Raw genomic sequence first — 17,937 nt, 5'->3', positions numbered from 1 at the left:
TCCCATTCCACTCCTCTGCACGGCCTCATACCCGTTGTCCGAAACCCGCCGCGGTGCCGGTGGAGCTCAGCCGGCCGTGGCGACCGCACGCCACCAGTCGCGCAGTGCGGGCTCCATCCGCACCGCGCTGCGGGTGATCCAGGCGTCGGGTTCGTGGTGTTCCCTGCCGTACTGGATGACCTCCAGTACGCCGTCCGCGACTTCCGGCGGGTTGTCGCGGTAGGCGTCGACGTACGCCACCACGGCCTGCGGCACCTGTTCCGCCTCGGCGAGGACGTCGGCGAGCACCGCGCAGGAGTTGCACCACAGGGTGAAGTCGGTGCGCGCCAGGAGGGCTGCCTCACCCGCTCCCGCGTGCAGGGCGACCCACGAGATCAACTCGGTGAACCGCCTGACCGCCTCGGACCGGGGCTCCCGGCGCATCCGGTCGACCGGCATGCCGAGGGCAGGCGCGAGTTCGCTCACCATGCGCTGGCGCGCCCGCATCAGCTCGCGAGTGACGAAGGAGAAGAATCCGCCGGGCACCTCGTGCGGGAACCGAGAGGTCAGAAGGCCATAGGCGGTGAACTCCGCCTCCTGCGATTGGAACTCCGCCAGAGCGAAACTCCGCAGGTGTTCTTCCTCGATCATCCCTTCCCGGGCCAGAGACAGGAACTCGTTGGCACTGAGATGCTCGGGAATGTTCACACCGACTTTTTCGATGAATTCAGTGGAAGGCAAGAGAAATCCTTTTGAAGTGAGGGGGTGCCGAGAGATGGGAACGGCACACCGAAGCCCGCAGGCGGATCCGGCTGGCGGGGCCGCGTTCTCGACGCGACTTCGGATTAGCTCCATCCGCACGATCCAGAGTTTCCTCAAAAAGCCGATCTGGCAAGCGGATCAGTTTGGTCCACCATGGGCCGGATCCCCACCATGGCCGCCGGATCTCGTGACGATCGACCAGACAGTCCGTTTGAGCTGCACGAACCTCCCCCTTCAACCCTTCGGACTCCAGCGCGAGAGGCGATCAATGGATGTCCTGATAACCTTCTGCGTGAATTTCACACAAGCAACATCAGTACCGCATTTAACTCCTCCATCCCTTGTCATCGCCCCTGAGGGTGATTTGTGACGAATGACACGCCAGGAGCACCGCACATTCTTTGGGGACGATGCTTTCAGGACGATTTATGGAATCGAGTTTTCTCGCCTCCGTCTGCGGCCGTTCGCCTTCCCCACAGTGCCCGGGCAGGAATTCTCGACACCACCGGGCTTCGCGCCGCAGGCGGTGTGGTGCGCTCACGCCGCTTCACAGGCGCTCGGCAGTCCGCGGGAGAGACGGAGGTGTGGACCGCGAGGCCATGGCCGCAGGGGGCGGGAGCCGCACTGAAGGAATCGGCCGCGGGTTTCACCGCGGCATCCGCCGACCGCTCGCTCATACGCGGCGATCACCCGATGGTGCGCGGCCCCTACGTCAGCCGGCTCGTCGCAGCGCGTCCTACGCGGTCGGTACTCCGACGACGCCGCGGTTCACCAACCGAGACCGGCCCGGGCCAACCGATCCAGGACACCGTGGAGCAGGGGTCCCGGCTGCCCCAGGAAGAACCGGGCACACACCTCCTCCTGATCGTTCCGTCCGCCCGGAATGCTGACGGGGTTCGTCATATCTGCACGCGCCCGGCAGGACCCCCACTGAGCCTTTTCCAACCTCAGGTTGAGGCGTGACGAAGGGCGGGGAGGTCTTCACAGTGGCGCTGACTCGGTTGGTGCTGCGGCGGAGCTCCCGGGGGAGGCACCAGCCCTTCAGGGCGGCCATGGCTTGCTCGCCGAGGCAGCTGATCCTGGCGTGGGTGCTGTTATGCCGACATTGCTGCAGCTTGAGATGCAGGCTGCGGAAGGGCTCCGGGGTGATGCTGTCGCCGCTTTGACACGCCTTGTCCGCCCAGCACTTCACCTCCGCGTCGCGGGGGTGTAGTCGCCGGCAGTCTCCATGTCGTGGCGAGCGAGCGCTGGGAACGGTGGGTGAGGCCCACAGCAGCCGACCTGCCGCATCGGCGGTGACCTGCCACTGCGAGCCGGGCTCGTCGGACGTGGCGGCGCCGACCGGGCTGAGAGCTGTCGCGGAGCTGCGTATCGACCGGTGGCCGGTCGGTGCGGACCCGGTCTACCGGTTCGCGGCTTCGTGAGAGGTGATCAGGTTCGTGCGACCGACCGCGCGGCCCACCGCGTTGCGCATCGCGAGGCCCGGCCGGGTGCGGGGCACCATGAGCCTGGAGAGCAGACCGACGCGTCGCTGCCGCGGGCCTACCTCACGACGGAGCCGCGACTCGTAGGCGGCGAAGGCGCGGTCGTGATCACCGGGGTGGGCGGCGAGCTCTTCTGCGAGGGCGTACGCGCCCGCCATCGCCATGCTGGACCCGTCACCCAGCAGGGCCGTCGCTGCCGCCGCGTCCCCGAGCAGTACGACCCGTCCGCGGGACCACGAGGGCACTCTGACGGTGGTCAAGGGGTCGAAGAACGGAGCCGGGTGGTCGAGGAAGGCTGCCACGAGTTCCGGTGCCCGCCACCGCACGTCGGCGTAGGCGTCGGCCACGGTCTGCTTGTGAAGGGTGATGTTCTTGCGGTCGTGGGGCGTCGGCCGTGCGGCCCGGAAGGTGAAGATCGCGAGCGGTGTGGTCCGCGAGGGATGGACGACCAGCATCCGGTTCGGCACGGTCAGCATCGTCATCTCGGTCGGGTCCTCGACGGCGTCGGGTTCCAGCGGGACGGTCGCGCCGTACAGGCCCAGGTCGCTGGCGAACTGCCGCTCGGGCCCGAATACCAGGCGCCGTACGGTGGAGTGCATCCCGTCGGCACCGACGACCAAGTCGAAGCGCCGTGGCGCGGACCGCCGGAAGGTGACGTCCACCCCGCCTTCATCCTGGTCGAGAGCGGTGACCGTGTCGTCGAACAAGAACTCGGCCTCGGTCTGCGCCGACCGGTGGAGCACCTCGGACAGGTCGGCTCGGGTCACCTCGACCGTCGGCGTCTTGTCCGAGGTGAGCGGGAGTTGCAGGATTCGCCTGCCGTCGGGGTCGAGCAGGGTCAGCGACCGATTGCGGGTGGCGAGTTCGCGGAGCTGCGGGAGGATGCCCATGCGCTCGGCGACCGGGATCGCGGGCCCCTTCACGGCGATCGCGCTGCCACCGGAGCGCAGCTGCCGGGCGTGTTCGACGACCGTTGGCCGGTATCCATTCTGGGAGAGCCAGTACGCGAGTGCGGGCCCTGCGATTCCGGCACCGACTATCAGCACCTCGGGCTTCTTCATGGCGATGACCTCTCGGAGTGTCGATGACCAGGTCCCCGGCGAGTGCCGGGCCGGGTCTGGGGGGGCGCGGCGGCACGGGGCGGTGCAACCGGAACAAGGTACGAATAATTTCGTACCTCAGGGAAGCACGCCCTTCAGGTACGATGCAAGTCGTACCTGAAGGAGGTGCCGCATGGCCGGGAGGAACCTGGACGGCCCGGAGGCCGACGCCCTCGATCTGGGTGCGGTGTTCCGTGCCCTCGCCGACGAGCACCGTCGTTCGGTGATGACGGAGTTGGCCACCGACCGCAGCGACAGCGAGCGGGGCTGCAACTCGTTCGATCTTCCGATCTCGAAGCAGACCCAGACCCACCACTTCCGGGTCCTGCGCGAGGCAGGTCTCATTGACGAGATCGACTACGGCAACCGAAAGGGCGTCCGACTACGACGCGCGGACATCGAGAAGAGATTCCCCGGGCTCCTCGCGCTCCTGGGAGCAGGGCCCCCGGCCGATGCCGCTCCTCGCTGAACACAACTGAGGGGCGTCCGATTCGGCCCTGAGCCGCAAGTTCGACCGAGCCCAGCTCGTGCCCGGCTCGCAGGTAGCCGGGCACGAAGGGGATCGGTGTCGCTTCGATCGCCGTCCCGCGCTCGTGATCGGCACTGACACACTTCCGCACGCGTTCCCTCACGCCACCACCCACTGAGGTTTCCTCAACCTGCGTGCGGTTCGGGGCCACTGGGGGTGAGGGCGGGGTCCGGGCGTGGAGAAGCTCCTGGTAGACGGGTGCGTGTCGAATCCAAGCCATCCTGCCAGGAGCTTCCGCATGCTCGTCTACCCAGCCGGGGGCGATCTGTCCACCTCCGCTCTGCGCTTCCCCGCTCATGAGCTGACCGCACGTCGTCTTGCGCAGGGGACACGATGGCGCCGACTGGCCGCCGGACGGCAGGCGCTGCTCGTGCTGGCTCATCTACGATGTGGCCATACCTACGCCCAGCCCGCAGCCGGATTCGGCGTGCGCACCACCACCGCCTACCGTTACATCGCCGAGGCCGTCGACGTCCTGGCCGCTCTGGCTCCAGCCCTCACCGAGGCGGTGAGGGCAGCCTCCGGTAAGGCGTTCGTGATCCTGGACGGTATGTTGCTGCCGATCGACCGGATCGCCGCCGACCGACCCTTCTACTCCGGGAAACACAAGAAGCACGGCATGAACGTGCAGGTGATCACGGACCCGGCGGGACGGTTGCTGTGGGCCTCGCCTGCGCTGCCCGGATCTCTCCACGACATCAAGGCCGCGCGAACTCACGGCATCATCGGTGCCCTGGCGGGGGCCGGAGTGGAATGCTGGGCCGACAAGGGCTACCGGGGCGCCGGCGGCACCGTGCGAGTTCCCTACTGGAGGCGCCGGGAGGCTCTCTCCCCTGGTCAGCGGGCCGTCAACTGCTCACACGCGAAGATCCGTGCACTCGTCGAACAGGCCATGGCCACCCTCAAAACCTGGCGGCTCATGCGCAAACTCGGATGCTCTACCAGCCGTATCACCAGCCTCGTCCAGGCCGTCCTCACGCTGCACCTGACATGCTCAAACTGAGGTTGGAAAAGGCTCAGTGCCTGTTTGCCACCGGCGGAGTCGTGGACCGAGGCGGCGGTTACCAGGACGGTCAAAACCAGACCGAGGTGGTCGGCGATCAGGTGCCGCTTGCGTCCTTTGATCTTCTTGCCGGCGTCGATGCCCTGACTGACCTCGGCGACATTGCTCGAGGTCTTCATGCTCTGCGCGTCCACCATGGCCGCGGACGGCTCGACGGTCCGGGCGTTTGCCCGGCGGGTCCTGTCGCGCAGCAGATCGTGGATCTGCTCGGTGGTTCCGTTCGCCTCCCACTTAGCGTAGTAGTCGTAGACGGTCTTGAGCGGCGGGAAGTCGTGCGGCAGGTACTCCCACGGGATGCCGGTGCGGTTGACGTAGAGGATCGCGTTCACGATCTCTCTCAGGTCGTGCACACGCGCCGCCGTCCCGGGCCCCGAGCGGGTGGCCCGCCAGGCGACGAACACAGGCTCGATCAGAGCCCAGCGAGCGTCGGATACATCACTGCGATACGCACGTCGAGGTGTCACGTCCCGGACAACGAGCAGTACGACTTGCAGTCACAAGAACATCCCAAAACACCAACTACCTAGATCAGATGGCCTCTTATGGCAGGGCAGGGTAAGGAGAGCTGGCCGGGCGGGGCGCAGTAAGCCGATCAGGAAGTTCCTTCAGCAGGGCCTCGAAGGGAACGCGGTGTCACCGCATCCTGGTCCGCGAGGTGGCCGTCCATGGTGGTGTTCAGGTCGGCCATGAACGCTTCGACCTGTTCCAGGAACCGGGGCGGGTAGTGCGACATCGCGGCGTCGAGGCGGTGGGCGAGCGGGCCGAAGAACTCGTCCGCCCTCTCCTGGATGTGCCCGCCGCTGCGCAGTGTGACGATGCGTCGGTCGGAGTGCTCGCGGGCCCGCGTGATGTGCCCGGCCGCTTCGAGGCGGTTCAGCAGCGCGGTGGTGGCGCCGGTGGACAGGGAGATCCGCTCGCTCAGCCGTGCCGGTGACAGGGGGGTGCCGCGCTCCTCGGCGGCGGCGATCTCCAGGACCGCGGTCGCGTCCGTGGAGTGCAGGCCCAGCCAGGCGGCGAAGCGTCGACTGAGCTCGGCGTAGTGGCCGCCGTAGATCCTCAGCGCCTCCATCAGCCGCTCACGCTGCTCCGCGACACCGTCGCGCATTGCTTCCTCCACGCCCTCGCCCTTCTCTCCTGTCACGCGGTCCGCACGGCCACTCCGCTTTGACAACCTACCGCCACCACTTTACCTTCATGATGGAATTATTTCATCGTGGAGGTATCTGGAATGCGTGACCCGTCCCCCACCCCCGAGGCCACGACCGAGCCCTACCGGTGGCGGTGGCTGATCCTGACGGTGATGATCGCCGCGGAGGTCATGGACCTCCTGGACGCCTCGATCGTCAATGTCGCCGGACCGGACCTGGAGAGATCCCTCGGCGCCGGTTCGGTCGGACTGCAGTGGGTGATCGGCGGCTACGCCCTCACCCTGGGCGCCGGGCTGGTGCTCGGCGGCCGGCTCGGCGACCGCTATGGCCGGCGTCAAATGTTCCTGATCGGGCTCGTGGCCTTCACCGCGACCTCTCTGCTGTGCGCGGTCGCGCCGAACATCGAGTTGCTGATCGCCTTCCGTCTGCTGCAGGGCACAGCCGGAGCGATGCTGCTGCCCCAGGGCCTGGGCCTGCTGCGGGAGAACTTCTCCGGCCCCGAACTCACCAAGGTCTTTGCAATCTTCGGCCCCGTCCTCGGCCTGGGCGGTATCATCGGCCCGGTCCTGGGCGGCTTCCTCATCGAGGGCGACTTCTTCGGCCTGGGCTGGCGGTCGGTGTTCCTGATCAACCTGCCCATCGGCATCGCGGCACTGATCGTCGCCGCGAGGTTCATGCCCAAGAAGGCGGGCGACCGCACCGTACGGGTCGATATGACCGGTGCCGTCCTGGTCGTGGTGTCCTGCGCCCTGTTGGTGCTGCCGCTGAACCAGGGACAGGAGAACGGCTGGCCGCTGTGGACGTGGCTGTCCGTGGCCGCCTCGGCGATCGGTTTCGCCTCCTTCGCCCTCCAGCAGCGCCGCGCGGCCGCCGCGGGCCGCGAGCCGCTGGTGACCCCCGGTCTGCTGCGCAAGCCGGCCTTCACCGTCGGCCTCGGCGGCATCGCCCTGTTCTTCGGCGGGCTCGTCGGCACCCAGCTCGTGCTGACCCTGTTCCTCCAGATCGGCCAGCACTTCACCGCCGGCGACGCAGGGCTGGGCAACCTGCCCCTCGCGGTGGGAACCGCGATCGGCGGCGCCATCAGCGGCGCGTTCCTCGCCGACAAGATCGGCCGCAAGGTGCTCCAGATCGGACCGCTGGTCCAGCTGGCCGGCGCGGCCGTGTTGTGGTTCGAGCTCGACGGCCTCGACTCCGCCTCGTTCTCGATCTGGGACATCGTCCCCGGCGCGACGGCGGCGGGCATCGGCGCCGGCATGGTGATCGCCGCCCTGTTCAGCTTCATCCTGGCCGCGGTCGACGACGACGAGATCGGATCCGCCTCCGGTGTCCTGTCGGCGGTCCAGGCGGTCGGCGGCTCCATCGGCGTCGCGGTCTTCGGCTCGGTGTTCTTCACCCAGGCCAAGACAGGTGACTTCACCGGCGGCTTCCACCGCGCGCTGATCGTGCAGGCGTGCCTGCTGGTGGTCTTCTTCGCGATCACCTTCCTGCTTCCCAAGAAGGGCCGCCCCGAAGACGAACAGCACGGCATCACCCCCGAGACGACTGCCGACGACTCCGGCACCAAGCAGCACCTCACCATCTGAGCCCCGGCCGGGGCCGTGCACAACAAGCAGCCCCGGCCGCCCCGAACGGACCGCACCGGGGCCGCAGCCCGAGGCGGGAGAAGACGAGGAAGACAGAAGGGAGCGTCATGACACACCGGAACGTGCTGATCGCGGGAGCCGGCATCGCCGGTCCGGCCCTGGCCCACTGGCTCGGACGGCACGGAATGCAGGCCACCCTCGTCGAGCGGGCTCCCTCCCCATGGGAAGGCGGACAGACCGTGGACCTGCGCGGTGCCGGACGGGACGTCGCCCGCAAGATGGGCCTGGAACGCACCCTCCGGGCCCACGCCACCCGCGAAGAAGGCATCCGCTTCGTCGACGCGGCGAACCGCGCCAAAGCCGCCTTCGCCAGCGGCGCCTTCGGCGGTCAGGGCCCGATCGCCGACCTGGAGATCCTGCGCGCCGACCTGTCACGCATCCTCTACGAGGCCACCCACCCGCACGCCGAGTACCTGTTCGGGGACGAGATCACACAGCTGTCCGACACGGGGAAGAAGGTCGACGTCACCTTCCGCAACGGGCCGGACCGTACATTCGACCTCGTCGTCGCCGCCGACGGTGCACGCTCCCACACCCGCGACCTGATCTTCGGCGACACCACCGACATCCGCCCCGTGGGCCTGACGACCGCGTACTTCACCATCCCCCGCCAGCCCTCGGACGACACCTGGGCCCGCTGGCACAACGCCACCCAAGGACGCACGGCGACCCTGCGCCCCGACAACCGAGGCACCACCCGCGCCTCCCTTTCCTACCTCTCCGCGCTCCGCGGAGACGAACGCCTGGCACCGGACGCCCAGAAGAAGCTCCTGCGCCGCCTGTTCACCGGCGCGGGCTGGGAGATCCCGCGCATCCTCACCGCCATGGACACCGCCGACGACTTCTTCCTCGACTCCGTCACCCAGGTCCGCATGCCCTTGTGGTCCCGGGGACGCGTCGCCGTCATCGGCGACGCCGCGTACTGCGCCTCACCCCTCAGCGGGATGGGCACCAGCCTCGCCCTCACCGGCGCCTACGTCCTGGCGGGCGAACTCGCCCACCACGCGCATCACAGGAACGCGTTCGCCCGCCACGAGCACATCCTCCGCCCCTACGTCACCCGCGCCCAGCACCTCCCACCCGGCGTGCCCCGCATCGCCTCACCCCGCACCCGGGCCGGCATCCACGCCCTCAACACCCTCCTGCGCGCCGCCTCCCGGCCCCGCATCGCCAAAACCCTCAACCGCCTCCTCGTACCGCCTGCCGCCACGTTCACGCTGCCTCCATACGGCCTCTAGCGATCACGGCACTCTCCTGGGGCCAGCGCAAACGGCCGCTCTCAGCACTCAGGTCGCCACATCCGCACCGCATTGTCGCGTCCAACCGCACCGTCCGGTTCTCATAAACGGTCGTCGTTCGTGAGAAAGGCATGATCCGTCATCCATTGCCGAATAACTGTCCGTAAACGTCCTGTCGCCCAAGGTGACGGGGCCGGAATGATCGTTGAGCGCGGCTGGCAGTTGTTCCTGGCCGTGTTCGTCGAACCCTTGGGGGTTGTTCGTGCAGTCGATCGAGTTCGGGACCACGCAGGCGGAGCGGCTGGAGCGGCTGCGCGAGCAGTTGCGCGGGCAGCCGGTGGGAGCGCGGGCCGCGCGGCGTACACAGGCGCCGCAGGGGGCGGGCCTGTTGTACGGGGTGATGTTGCACGCGGCCTCACGGCTGGAGGCGGGGCTGGAGCTAACGGACCTGGAGGAGACGCTGGTGCGGCCGCTGCGGCTGCTGCTGGACGAGGAGGAGGTCCACGCGTTCGGGTGCCTGTACCGCCAGGAGAACGCCGCCGGCGTCACCACCTCGGTCCTGCCCGGCACGCTCACCGGGCGCGGTGTTGCCGAGGGGTACACGGCGGACGATCTCCTCAAGGACCTGCCCGCGCTGCGCGAGGAGGTCCTCGCGCAGCCGAACGTGAGCACCGTGGACCTGAACAGCCCCCTTCCGGGGGAGTGGGACACGTTTGACACCGAGGAGTTCAACGCCGGTCAGGCTGCCTACGGGTACGGCGCCACGGTGGTGACGTCCTCCGCGCCGCCGCCGGCGGATCCGGGCGCCTTGGCCTCGTTCCTCGCCCGGGTGGACCTGTACTCCTTCCACTGCGACCGCGAGTCCAACGACGGCGGCTTCTCCGACGAGATCTACTGGGGCCTGTCCTCCGCCGGCGCCTTCGGCGAAAAGCAGGAGCGCCTGTCCAAGGTGTTCACCAACGTCGACAAGAACGAGTGGCACGACTTCGGCGTGCTGCTTCCCACCACGCTGTACAACGGCCGCGTCGACACCGCCCTGGTGTGCAACATCTCCTGCTGGGAGCAGGACGACGGCGGCGACGGGTGGAGGGAAGAGCTCCGGGAGAAGCTGGTCGCCGTCAGCCAGGAGCTGATGGCCTTCGTCGACCTCATGACCAACATCGGCATCGTGATCCCCCAGTACGGCGACATGCTGGACTACACGACGCTGGTGGCCGGCATCGCCTACCTCATCGCCAAGTTCATCGAATGGTTCAAGAACCAGGACGACCTGGTGCAGGAACGCACCCTCGTCTTCGACCAGGCCGCCCTGCGGCACCTGGTGACCGACGGCGGAGCGGGCTCGACGGGCTGGATCTTCGACGGCGGGATCGAGGGCCGCTACCGTCTTCAGCTCAAGTGGATCGGCAACCCGCCACCCGGCGACGCCCCCGGCGACATCAAGGTCCTCTCCCCCGCGAGCGGCCAGTGGGGGGCGACGACCCGCCTCACCGGCGCCACCGACTCCGAACCCGCTCTCGCCGTCGCCGGCGGCGCCCCGTACGTAGCCGTCCGCGGCATGAGCGATGAAACCTGGGTCAGCAAGCGCACCGGGACAACCTGGGGCGGCTACACGAAGGTCCCCAACCACGTTTCCCTCACCGCCCCGGCCCTGGCCGAACACCAGGGCAAGCTCCATATCGCCACCTGCGGCTCAGAAGGCAAGATCTACGTCGCCCCCCTCAACGGCACCTCCTGGGGCAGCACCTGGCACCTACCGGGTACCACCTCCGCCGCCCCGGCCCTCGCCGTCCGGGGCGGGGTCCTGCACTGCGCGGTCCGCGGCCGGGACACCGATACCCAGGTGTACATGTCGTGGCTCACCGGCAGCACCTGGGGCGCCTTCCAGGCCGTCCCCGGCTTCAAGACCGCCAAGGCCCCGGCCCTGGCCGAACACCAGGGCAAGCTCTACCTCGCCGCGGCCGGCATGGACGGCCAGATCTACGTCACCGTCCACGACGGCACCAGTTGGGCCGCCTCCCCCATGAAACTCGGCGGACCCAGCGACAGCGCTCCCGCCCTGACCGTCCGGGACGGGGTCCTGTACTGCGCGGTACGCGGGCTGGACTCGGCGATCTGGCTCAACTCCTTCGACGGCAGCGCCTGGACCGGCTTCCACCAGAGCGTCCCGAACTCGGCCACCATGTCCGGACCCGCCCTGGCAGGCGGCAGCGGTGACACCCTCCACATCGCCTACCGCACCACTTGAACCAGCCCCGGACGCGGACATCAGGGCCCCGACCGCGAGAGCGGTCGGGGCCCTGATCATGCCCTCCACCCCATTCCCGGATCGGGGCGGGTCACCCGCTCGCGCGCGTGGGGACAGGCACGCGAAACACGCCGCCACCACCCGGACGTATCGGCCCGGTACCCGGCCCCGGGGACCAACGGAACAGTCCGACATGTCGAGCGGGTTCCTGAGCCAGACGAGCCGATACGACGGCCGCAACGAGGGAACCAGGAGACGCGCGCCCGCGAAAGACACCGGCTCCTGCCAACCACATTGGTCCCCGCAGTCGAACCTGCCGTTGAGGCTGCACAGGTCACTGTCACCGGGCTTGATGGATTCGACGCCGACAGTTGTGCCAGCAGCCAGGCTCCATCCGAAGGTGCCCCCTTCAGCTTCTACATGTTCCGGATGTGTTCGAGGGCTGTGTCCAGGAGCTCGCCGACGTGGTAGAGGGTGTGGGCGGTGGCGGTGGCCAGGTAGGCGGGGTGCCGGGCGAGCGGGGTGAGAACGGCGTGTCCTTGCTCGGGATCATCGCCGATGAGGATCGGCGGGTGGTCGGTGGTGAGGCGGGGGTCCACGACGAGGAGTTGGCCGGTAGCACGATGTCCGCCCAGTACGGCGGGGCCGTCCCATGCCGGTGCCGTTCCGCCGTAGTCGGTCTGCTGGTCGATGAGGGGGCGGCCGCCCCGATTCACGGTCAGCCGGGTGCTGAGGCGGCCGGAAGGCTCGGGGACGCGCCCGAGAAGGAGCTCTTCGCGCAGGATGGCGGCGGCTGTGGGAGCGAGGTCGACGGTGCAGGTCTGGTGAAGCGTGCTGCCCCTGGCGCTGATGAGGGGTTTCGGGAGCCACGTCAGCATGGCGTGGTCGGCGACGGTGAAACGGACGTCGTAGGTGGCGAGGGCGCCGGTGGCGCCGGGCAGCGCGATCGTGGCGGCTGCCGTGGACACCTCCAGCTTGGCGTGTTCCTCGGCAGTGACGTCGAGGGCGAGTCGGTCTCCGCCGAGCGGGGCGCACATGGAGCTGATCATGCTGACCCGGGCCCACTGCCCGTGGGACTGCGTCTGGTGCAGGTGGAAGGGTCCGCTGCTGCGCAGGCGCGGGACGGTGGTGATGGAGCCGTTGTGGGCGGCCCTGATGAAGGCGGTGGCGCGGACCCCTGAGAGTGCGGGGTCCGTTGTGTGCACCCACTCGACGCCGGGTGCCTCTCGCCCGCTGTCCGTCTCCCTTCCTTCGGCCACCGGCGCCGGCGTGGGGTGTTCTGCCGTGGAGGACGGGCGCGCATGTGGTGCGGTGGCTGTCATACGGCGATCTCGGCACGCCACGCGGACAGGCATCCGTTGACCCACTCGGCGACCGGCTGGATGCCGTCGTCCGAGGCCAGGCTGGTGAAGACGACGGGAAGGTCGCCGCGCTGCTTGTTGGCGTCGGCGGCCATGGTGTCCAGGTCCGCGCCGACGTACGGGGCGAGGTCGGTCTTATTGACGATGAGGAGGTCGGCGGTGGTGATGCCGGGGCCGCCCTTGCGGGGGATGTCGTCACCGCTGGAGACGTCGATGACGAACACCTGGTGGTCGACGAGGCCTTTGGAGAAGGTGGCGGTGAGGTTGTCGCCGCCGGACTCGATGAGGATCAGATCCAGCGGGGGCAGTGTCTCCTCCAGCTGTTCGACGGCTTCGAGATTGGCGGAGATGTCGTCGCGGATCGCGGTGTGCGGGCAGGCTCCGGTCTCGACGGCGCTGATGCGCTCGGGCGGCAGTACGGCTTCGCGGAGCAGGAACTCGGCGTCCTCGCGGGTGTAGATGTCGTTGGTGACGACCGCGATGGACAGCCGGTCGCGCAGGGCGCGGCACAGCGCGGCGACGGTGGCGGTCTTGCCGGATCCGACGGGCCCGCCCAGGCCGATGCGCAGGGCGCGGCGGCCGCCGTCAGGGCGCAGTGCCTCGGCGCTGGGGGTGTGGTGGTGCGGCAGGGCCGTGTCGTGGTCGAGATGCATGGCGTTCTCCGAATGGTGTGGGGGTCAGGAGGCGAAGAGCCGCTGGGGCCAGGCGGCGTGCTGTTCGCCGGTGATGTCAAGGAGCGGCGAGGACGCAGCGGGCAGGACCCCGATGCCTTCTGCACCGATCCGCGCTGCCGCGTCGGCGGCGGAGGCGGCGACGTCGTCGAGTTCGCCGGCGAGCCGGGCGAGCAGGGCGGTCGCGTCGAACGGGTCGAGGCTCAGCAGCCGCACCGCCGCCGTTGCCGGGCCGCCGATGCTCTCGTACGCCGTGCACTGGGCGGCATCGAGCGGGGTCAGGCCGGCGGCGCGGGCGGCGGCGCCCAGGACCACGGGCTGGTGAGCGCCTTGGGGCAGGCGGTGGGCGATCTGGTCGAGTTCGGGGCAGGGCCAGGCAGCACGGGCGGCACGCAGCATCTGCCGGCCGAGCTTGCGGGCGACCTGCCGCAGCGCGGGTACGGGGGTGCGGGCGTCGGCGGCCTCGTCCAGCGCCATCGGGTCGTATCCGGTGGCGGCCGCGGCGGCGAGGCCGGCCGCGGTCAGCCCGGCGGTGTGCAGGCGGCCCCGGCAGAACGCCTCCAGGCTTGAGGCGTCGTGGACACCGTGCGAGGCGACCGCGGCCTCCACACCGCCGGAGTGGGCGTGCCCGCCGGCGGGGAAACGGCCGTCGGCCAGGACGAGCAGGGCGGCGTGGCTCATGGGAACGGTGGCCTGCCTTTCGCAGGTACGGAATTCCAGAGGTGGGGCTTCCTTGGGGCGTCGGGCCCGGCGGCGATGTGCCGTCGGGCCCGACGCCGGGCTCAGAAGATGAAATACCTCTGTGCCATCGGCAGTTCGGTCTCGTAGAGGGCCGGATCCGGAACCGAGTTTTTCTCGAACATCTGCTTGTCCGCCGGGTTCGCCGGGTCCTCCGGGTAGTCCTTCAGCACGGTGATGGCATCCGTGGTCGTGCCCCTGCCCGCGCCGGGAGGCGGGCCCGGAGGTACGCCCGGGGGCGAGCCGATGGTGACGTCGAAGGCATCGGGGCCGATCTTGATGTCCGGCGACTGGGAGTTGAGCTTCATGTGGCTCTTGGACGTGCTGCGGGTGGAGGTGATCTTCTTCACCCCCTTGGTCAGCCCGTACTCCGTCTTGATGTCGACGGCATGGGGATGGTCCACCACGAAGTTGAAGGAGTTGCCGCCCGGGGCCCGGCCGCATGCCCCCCACACCGGGCGGGGCAGGTACGGCTGCGGTGTCGGGATCGACGCGTTGGCGTCACCGAGCTGGGCGTAGGCGATCTGCCCGCCCTTGATGATCATGTGCGGCTTGACGCCGAAGAACTTCGGCTCCCACAGCACCAGGTCCGCCACCTTGCCGGGCTCGACGGAACCGACGTGCCCGTCGATGCCGTGGGCGAGGGCCGGGTTGATCGTGTACTTGGCGATGTAGCGCCGGATGCGGAAGTTGTCCGAGTCCTGGTCGTCCGCCGGTTCCTGGCAGCCGGGCTCCGGCTTGAGGGGCCCGCGGCGCTTCTTCATGACGTGTGCGGTCTGCCAGGTCCGCATGATCATCTCGCCGATACGTCCCATGGCCTGCGAGTCGGAGGACATCATCGAGATGGCTCCGGTGTCGTGCAGCCAGTCCTCGGCGGCCATGGTGGAGGGCCGGATGCGCGAGTCGGCGTATTGCCTGTCCGCTTTGACTTTGAGGTTGAGGTGGTGGCAGATGACCATCATGTACATGTGCTCGGCGACCGTGTTGACCGTCAGGGGCCGGGTCGGGTTGGTCGACGCGGGCAGCACACTTTCGTAGCCCTGGCCCGCCAGTTTCATGATGTCCGGTGCGTGGCCGCCGCCGGCGCCTTCGACGTGGAAGACGTGAATGCCCCGGGGCAATCCGGTGGTGCGGTCCTTGGTGGCGTTGAAGGTGTCTTCGACGAAGCCGGACTCGTTCATCGAGTCGGCGTGCAGAGCGACCTGGGCGCCTCCGTAGGTCGCGCAGACCGCCAGTGCCTTGTCGATGGCTGCGGGGGTGGCTCCCCAGTCCTCGTGAATCTTGAGGCCGATGGCGCCCGCGAGGATCTGGTCCTTCAGTGCGTCCTCGTTCACCGTGCCGCCCTTGCCGAACAGCCCGATGTTGACCGGATAGGCGTCCAGTGCCTCGAACGTCCGCCGGAGGTGCCATTCGCCGGGCGTCATGGTGGTGGCCCGGCTGCCTTCCGCGGGGCCGGTGCCGCCGCCGATGAGCGTGGTCACTCCCGAAGCGAGTGCCTCGTGGATCTGTCCGGGGCCGATGAAGTGCACATGGGTGTCGATGCCGCCGGCGGTCAGGATCCGTCCGTTGCCGGAGATCACCTCGGTCTCTGGCCCCACCACGAAGTTCGAGGCACGCGTGTTGGCCGGATCCTGGGCCGTCGGCGACATCGTTTCCGGGTTGTACGCCTGGCCGATCGCCGCGATCTCGCCATTGCGCAGGCCGACGTCGGCCTTCACCACGCCCCAGTAGTCGATGATCAACGCACCGGTGATCACCGTGTCCACCGGCTGGTGCGTGGGGTCGCGCCTGGGGAAGTGCGACATGCCCATCGACTCGCGAATGACCTTGCCGCCGCCGAAGAGCATCTCGTCGCCGCTGCGGCCGTCACCGCCGCACCAGTCCTGATCGATCTTGACGATGAGGTTGGTGTCGGCGAGCCTGAACCGGTCACCGGCCGTCGGACCGTAGTACGTGGCGTATTTGCTCCGCTGCAGTGATGCTGGAGAGGCGGGCGAAGCTGCGCTGCTCGGGGCCTGCCCGACGATGTTGCTCATCAGGACACATCCGGGTTAAGAGGGGAACCAGCCGGGGCACTTGGGGATTTGCCTGCTCGGAGGCCCTTGACCAACTTCGCTCCCTGGATGGGCACCACCCGTACCGGACGCGTGTCGCTCGGATCGAGCCGCTCGGACGTACCTGCTGGAATGTGCAGCCGCTTCCCCCTCACGTTCGCCTCTTGGGTGCACTTCTGATCGACAAAGAACTTGAGTTTCGCGTTGACGTCGGCCAGGTGGAAGTGGGAGCCGACCTGGATGGGACGGTCCGCGGTGTTCTTCACCCAAAGGTCTTCCACCGGCAGGGGGTTGCCTTGATCGTCCGTGTTGTACACCACCGCGTACTGATCGTCGTCCGGGAGAAGCTCCGGCTTGCCCGGGTAGTCCGTCATGGGGTCCTCAGCCGCCAGCGGATTCGGGATGGTCACCAGCTTCGTGCCGTCCTTGAACGTCGCCTCGACCTGCACATCGACGATCATCTCCCGGACACCCGGCATGATCTTGAGGGTCGGGTTGCCCGCCGAGGTCGGCAAGCGGACGGTGGTGCCGAGCTTGGTGAAGCGGTCTTGGAGCTGCTTCGCCACATCGCTCAGATTGGTGTCCATGAGCTCGGCGACCGTCTTCTTGCCGTGCCGGGCCGCCTCGAGGACATAGGCCGAGAACAAGGCCATGACTTCCGGGTAGTTCAATTCGAGCGTGGGATCCTCAATGAGGCGTCGCTCGACCAGATCCGCCGTGACACGGATCATGAGCCGTTCCTGCTCATGCAAGGTCAGATGCACGCGGTGTCTCCTTCCTCTGCTTCGACGTGTACACGCGGCGCAGACACGCGAGGAGAACCGCTGCGGACGCCGCGCCCTGACCAACGACCACGACAGGAATGGAAACGGAGCCGTTACCTCCGTTCATGCAATTGAGTGAACGGTGCTCAGGGGATTGATTCCGTGCCGAGTCTGTTGGTGACAAGGAGTGACCCTGGAGCCCCGACTCGGGGGCGTATGAACGCCGAAACAGCGGCCGGTGGCTACGTACCTGACGGGCCACCATGTCACCTACGGATGGCTCCGGCCGCCCCAGTGGGTCAACCCATAGACCGGTAGGAAAACCGGGCCTTGTACTGCGGTGATGGTTTCTTCCGGTATACAAAAGGAACCGTTCGCGGAGAAGCTTCAGCAGTCGAGGTTGAGGTAGTCGATGTCGGTGAGCTGGACGTCGGACAGGCCGATGGCGCGGGTGCCGCTGTCCTGGAAGTACACGTCCTTGAACCCGTCGGCGATGATGCCGCGCAGTTCCTGGTCGTCGGCGCCGGCGTTGTGGGCGTCGAAGAGGCGCTGGGCGTAGGCGGGTGGCAGGTGGACGGTGAGGCGGCGCAGGCGGTTGTCGTCGCTGGTGCCGATGGGTGCGGTGTAGCCGAAGCGGGCGCGGGTCTCCACGGTGATGCCGCCGGTGGTGGCGGCCTGTTGTTGGCGGCGGCGTCGTACCTGGGGCTGCCAGCGGGAGGTGACGGCGCTGTGGATGCGGGCGGCGACGTCGGGGCGGGCGTGTTTGCGGGCGTCGCGCCGGTAGCGGTTGACCGAGTCGGTGGTGACGCCGATCTCCGCCGCGACCGCCTTCGCGCTGCCGAGCCGGCGGATCAGGAAGCCGATCTGGCCCTTGAGCGTCTTGGGTGGTGCCTTCGTGAAGTGCTGGTGGCCGGCCCGGTCGAGGGCTTCTTCGATCTCTCCCACGGGGTCCTCCTGTCAGGCGAAGTGGCGGGCGGCGGCGGCCACGAACGCCTTGGTGGCGCCTATGGCGTCCTGGCGGAGTGCGGCGAGGGTGTCGGCGTCGGGGGCCTCGCGCAGGGTGGAGTGACCCCCGAAATTCCGACACCTGGACGCTGGATGTTTGGTCATCCAGAGGAAGTGATCCAAGGTGGCAAAGCGGAAGAACTACCCCGA

Annotated in this window: 15 protein-coding genes and 1 pseudogene; 5 read left to right on the top strand and 11 right to left on the bottom strand. The window is 68.3% G+C overall.

Annotated features, from left to right (window positions below; translation table 11 throughout):
- Nucleotides 1–66: 66 nt before the first annotated feature.
- Together ACFY7E_RS30610 and ACFY7E_RS30605 are read right to left on the bottom strand one after the other, a co-directional pair.
- Nucleotides 67–720 carry a hypothetical protein gene (locus ACFY7E_RS30610; RefSeq protein WP_389490545.1) on the bottom strand — a complete coding sequence of 218 codons (654 nt, stop codon included), beginning with the start codon at nucleotides 718–720 and terminating at the stop codon, nucleotides 67–69.
- 1,423 nt (nucleotides 721–2,143) lie between these two features.
- Nucleotides 2,144–3,286, bottom strand: coding sequence for an FAD-dependent monooxygenase (locus ACFY7E_RS30605; RefSeq protein ID WP_389490542.1), 1,143 nt, complete (start codon nucleotides 3,284–3,286; stop codon nucleotides 2,144–2,146).
- Nucleotides 3,287–3,458: 172 nt separating this feature from the next.
- On the opposite strand from ACFY7E_RS30605, the gene ACFY7E_RS30600 reads away from it, so the two are divergent.
- Together ACFY7E_RS30600 and ACFY7E_RS30595 are read left to right on the top strand one after the other, a co-directional pair.
- The gene (locus ACFY7E_RS30600; protein ID WP_389490540.1) at nucleotides 3,459–3,794 is read left to right on the top strand and encodes an ArsR/SmtB family transcription factor; all 336 of its coding nucleotides are present in this window, start codon (nucleotides 3,459–3,461) and stop codon (nucleotides 3,792–3,794) included.
- A gap of 298 nt (nucleotides 3,795–4,092) precedes the next feature.
- Complete coding sequence (locus ACFY7E_RS30595; protein ID WP_389490538.1) at nucleotides 4,093–4,857, top strand: transposase family protein; 765 nt, start codon at nucleotides 4,093–4,095, stop codon at nucleotides 4,855–4,857.
- A gap of 11 nt (nucleotides 4,858–4,868) precedes the next feature.
- Here the strand turns inward: ACFY7E_RS30595 and ACFY7E_RS30590 are convergent.
- Together ACFY7E_RS30590 and ACFY7E_RS30585 are read right to left on the bottom strand one after the other, a co-directional pair.
- A pseudogene (locus tag ACFY7E_RS30590) lies at nucleotides 4,869–5,381 on the bottom strand (IS5 family transposase); the annotation flags it as partial.
- Nucleotides 5,382–5,509: 128 nt separating this feature from the next.
- Nucleotides 5,510–6,022 carry a MarR family winged helix-turn-helix transcriptional regulator gene (locus tag ACFY7E_RS30585; RefSeq protein WP_389490536.1) on the bottom strand — a complete coding sequence of 171 codons (513 nt, stop codon included), beginning with the start codon at nucleotides 6,020–6,022 and terminating at the stop codon, nucleotides 5,510–5,512.
- 123 nt (nucleotides 6,023–6,145) lie between these two features.
- Here ACFY7E_RS30585 and ACFY7E_RS30580 point away from each other — a divergent pair, with 123 nt between their 5' ends.
- The 3 genes from ACFY7E_RS30580 (at nucleotide 6,146) to ACFY7E_RS30570 (ending at nucleotide 11,194) form a co-directional block, all read left to right on the top strand.
- Entirely contained in the window at nucleotides 6,146–7,648 is a 1,503-nt protein-coding gene (locus ACFY7E_RS30580; protein WP_389490533.1) for an MFS transporter, read from the top strand.
- 107 nt (nucleotides 7,649–7,755) lie between these two features.
- Complete coding sequence (locus tag ACFY7E_RS30575; RefSeq protein ID WP_389490531.1) at nucleotides 7,756–8,946, top strand: FAD-dependent monooxygenase; 1,191 nt, start codon at nucleotides 7,756–7,758, stop codon at nucleotides 8,944–8,946.
- Nucleotides 8,947–9,202: 256 nt separating this feature from the next.
- Complete coding sequence (locus ACFY7E_RS30570) at nucleotides 9,203–11,194, top strand: hypothetical protein (RefSeq protein ID WP_389490528.1); 1,992 nt, start codon at nucleotides 9,203–9,205, stop codon at nucleotides 11,192–11,194.
- A 416-nt stretch (nucleotides 11,195–11,610) separates the two neighbouring features.
- Here the strand turns inward: ACFY7E_RS30570 and ACFY7E_RS30565 are convergent, their stop codons facing one another.
- The 7 genes from ACFY7E_RS30565 to ACFY7E_RS30535 form a co-directional block, all read right to left on the bottom strand.
- Complete coding sequence (locus ACFY7E_RS30565; protein ID WP_389490526.1) at nucleotides 11,611–12,453, bottom strand: urease accessory protein UreD; 843 nt, start codon at nucleotides 12,451–12,453, stop codon at nucleotides 11,611–11,613.
- 59 nt (nucleotides 12,454–12,512) lie between these two features.
- Nucleotides 12,513–13,208, bottom strand: coding sequence for an urease accessory protein UreG (gene ureG, locus ACFY7E_RS30560; protein ID WP_389490524.1), 696 nt, complete (start codon nucleotides 13,206–13,208; stop codon nucleotides 12,513–12,515).
- Between the two features lie 24 nt (nucleotides 13,209–13,232).
- Nucleotides 13,233–13,907, bottom strand: a complete 675-nt coding sequence (locus tag ACFY7E_RS30555) for an urease accessory protein UreF (RefSeq protein WP_389490522.1) — start codon at nucleotides 13,905–13,907, stop codon at nucleotides 13,233–13,235.
- Nucleotides 13,908–14,008: 101 nt separating this feature from the next.
- Nucleotides 14,009–16,000, bottom strand: a complete 1,992-nt coding sequence (gene ureC / locus ACFY7E_RS30550; RefSeq protein WP_389490520.1) for an urease subunit alpha — start codon at nucleotides 15,998–16,000, stop codon at nucleotides 14,009–14,011.
- Entirely contained in the window at nucleotides 16,000–16,782 is a 783-nt protein-coding gene (locus ACFY7E_RS30545; protein ID WP_389490518.1) for an urease subunit gamma, read from the bottom strand. Before ACFY7E_RS30545 ends, ureC begins: the two co-directional genes overlap by 1 nt.
- Before the next feature lie 387 nt (nucleotides 16,783–17,169).
- On the bottom strand, nucleotides 17,170–17,727 hold the full coding sequence (tpg, locus tag ACFY7E_RS30540; RefSeq protein ID WP_389490516.1) for a telomere-protecting terminal protein Tpg: 558 nt from the start codon (nucleotides 17,725–17,727) through the stop codon (nucleotides 17,170–17,172).
- 12 nt (nucleotides 17,728–17,739) lie between these two features.
- Entirely contained in the window at nucleotides 17,740–17,892 is a 153-nt protein-coding gene (locus ACFY7E_RS30535; RefSeq protein WP_389490515.1) for a hypothetical protein, read from the bottom strand.
- Nucleotides 17,893–17,937 lie beyond the last annotated feature (45 nt).

Source organism: Streptomyces sp. NPDC012825 (genome assembly GCF_042900925.1).
Classification (GTDB): Bacteria; Actinomycetota; Actinomycetes; order Streptomycetales; family Streptomycetaceae; genus Streptomyces.
This window is presented reverse-complemented; position numbering and strand designations above follow the sequence as displayed.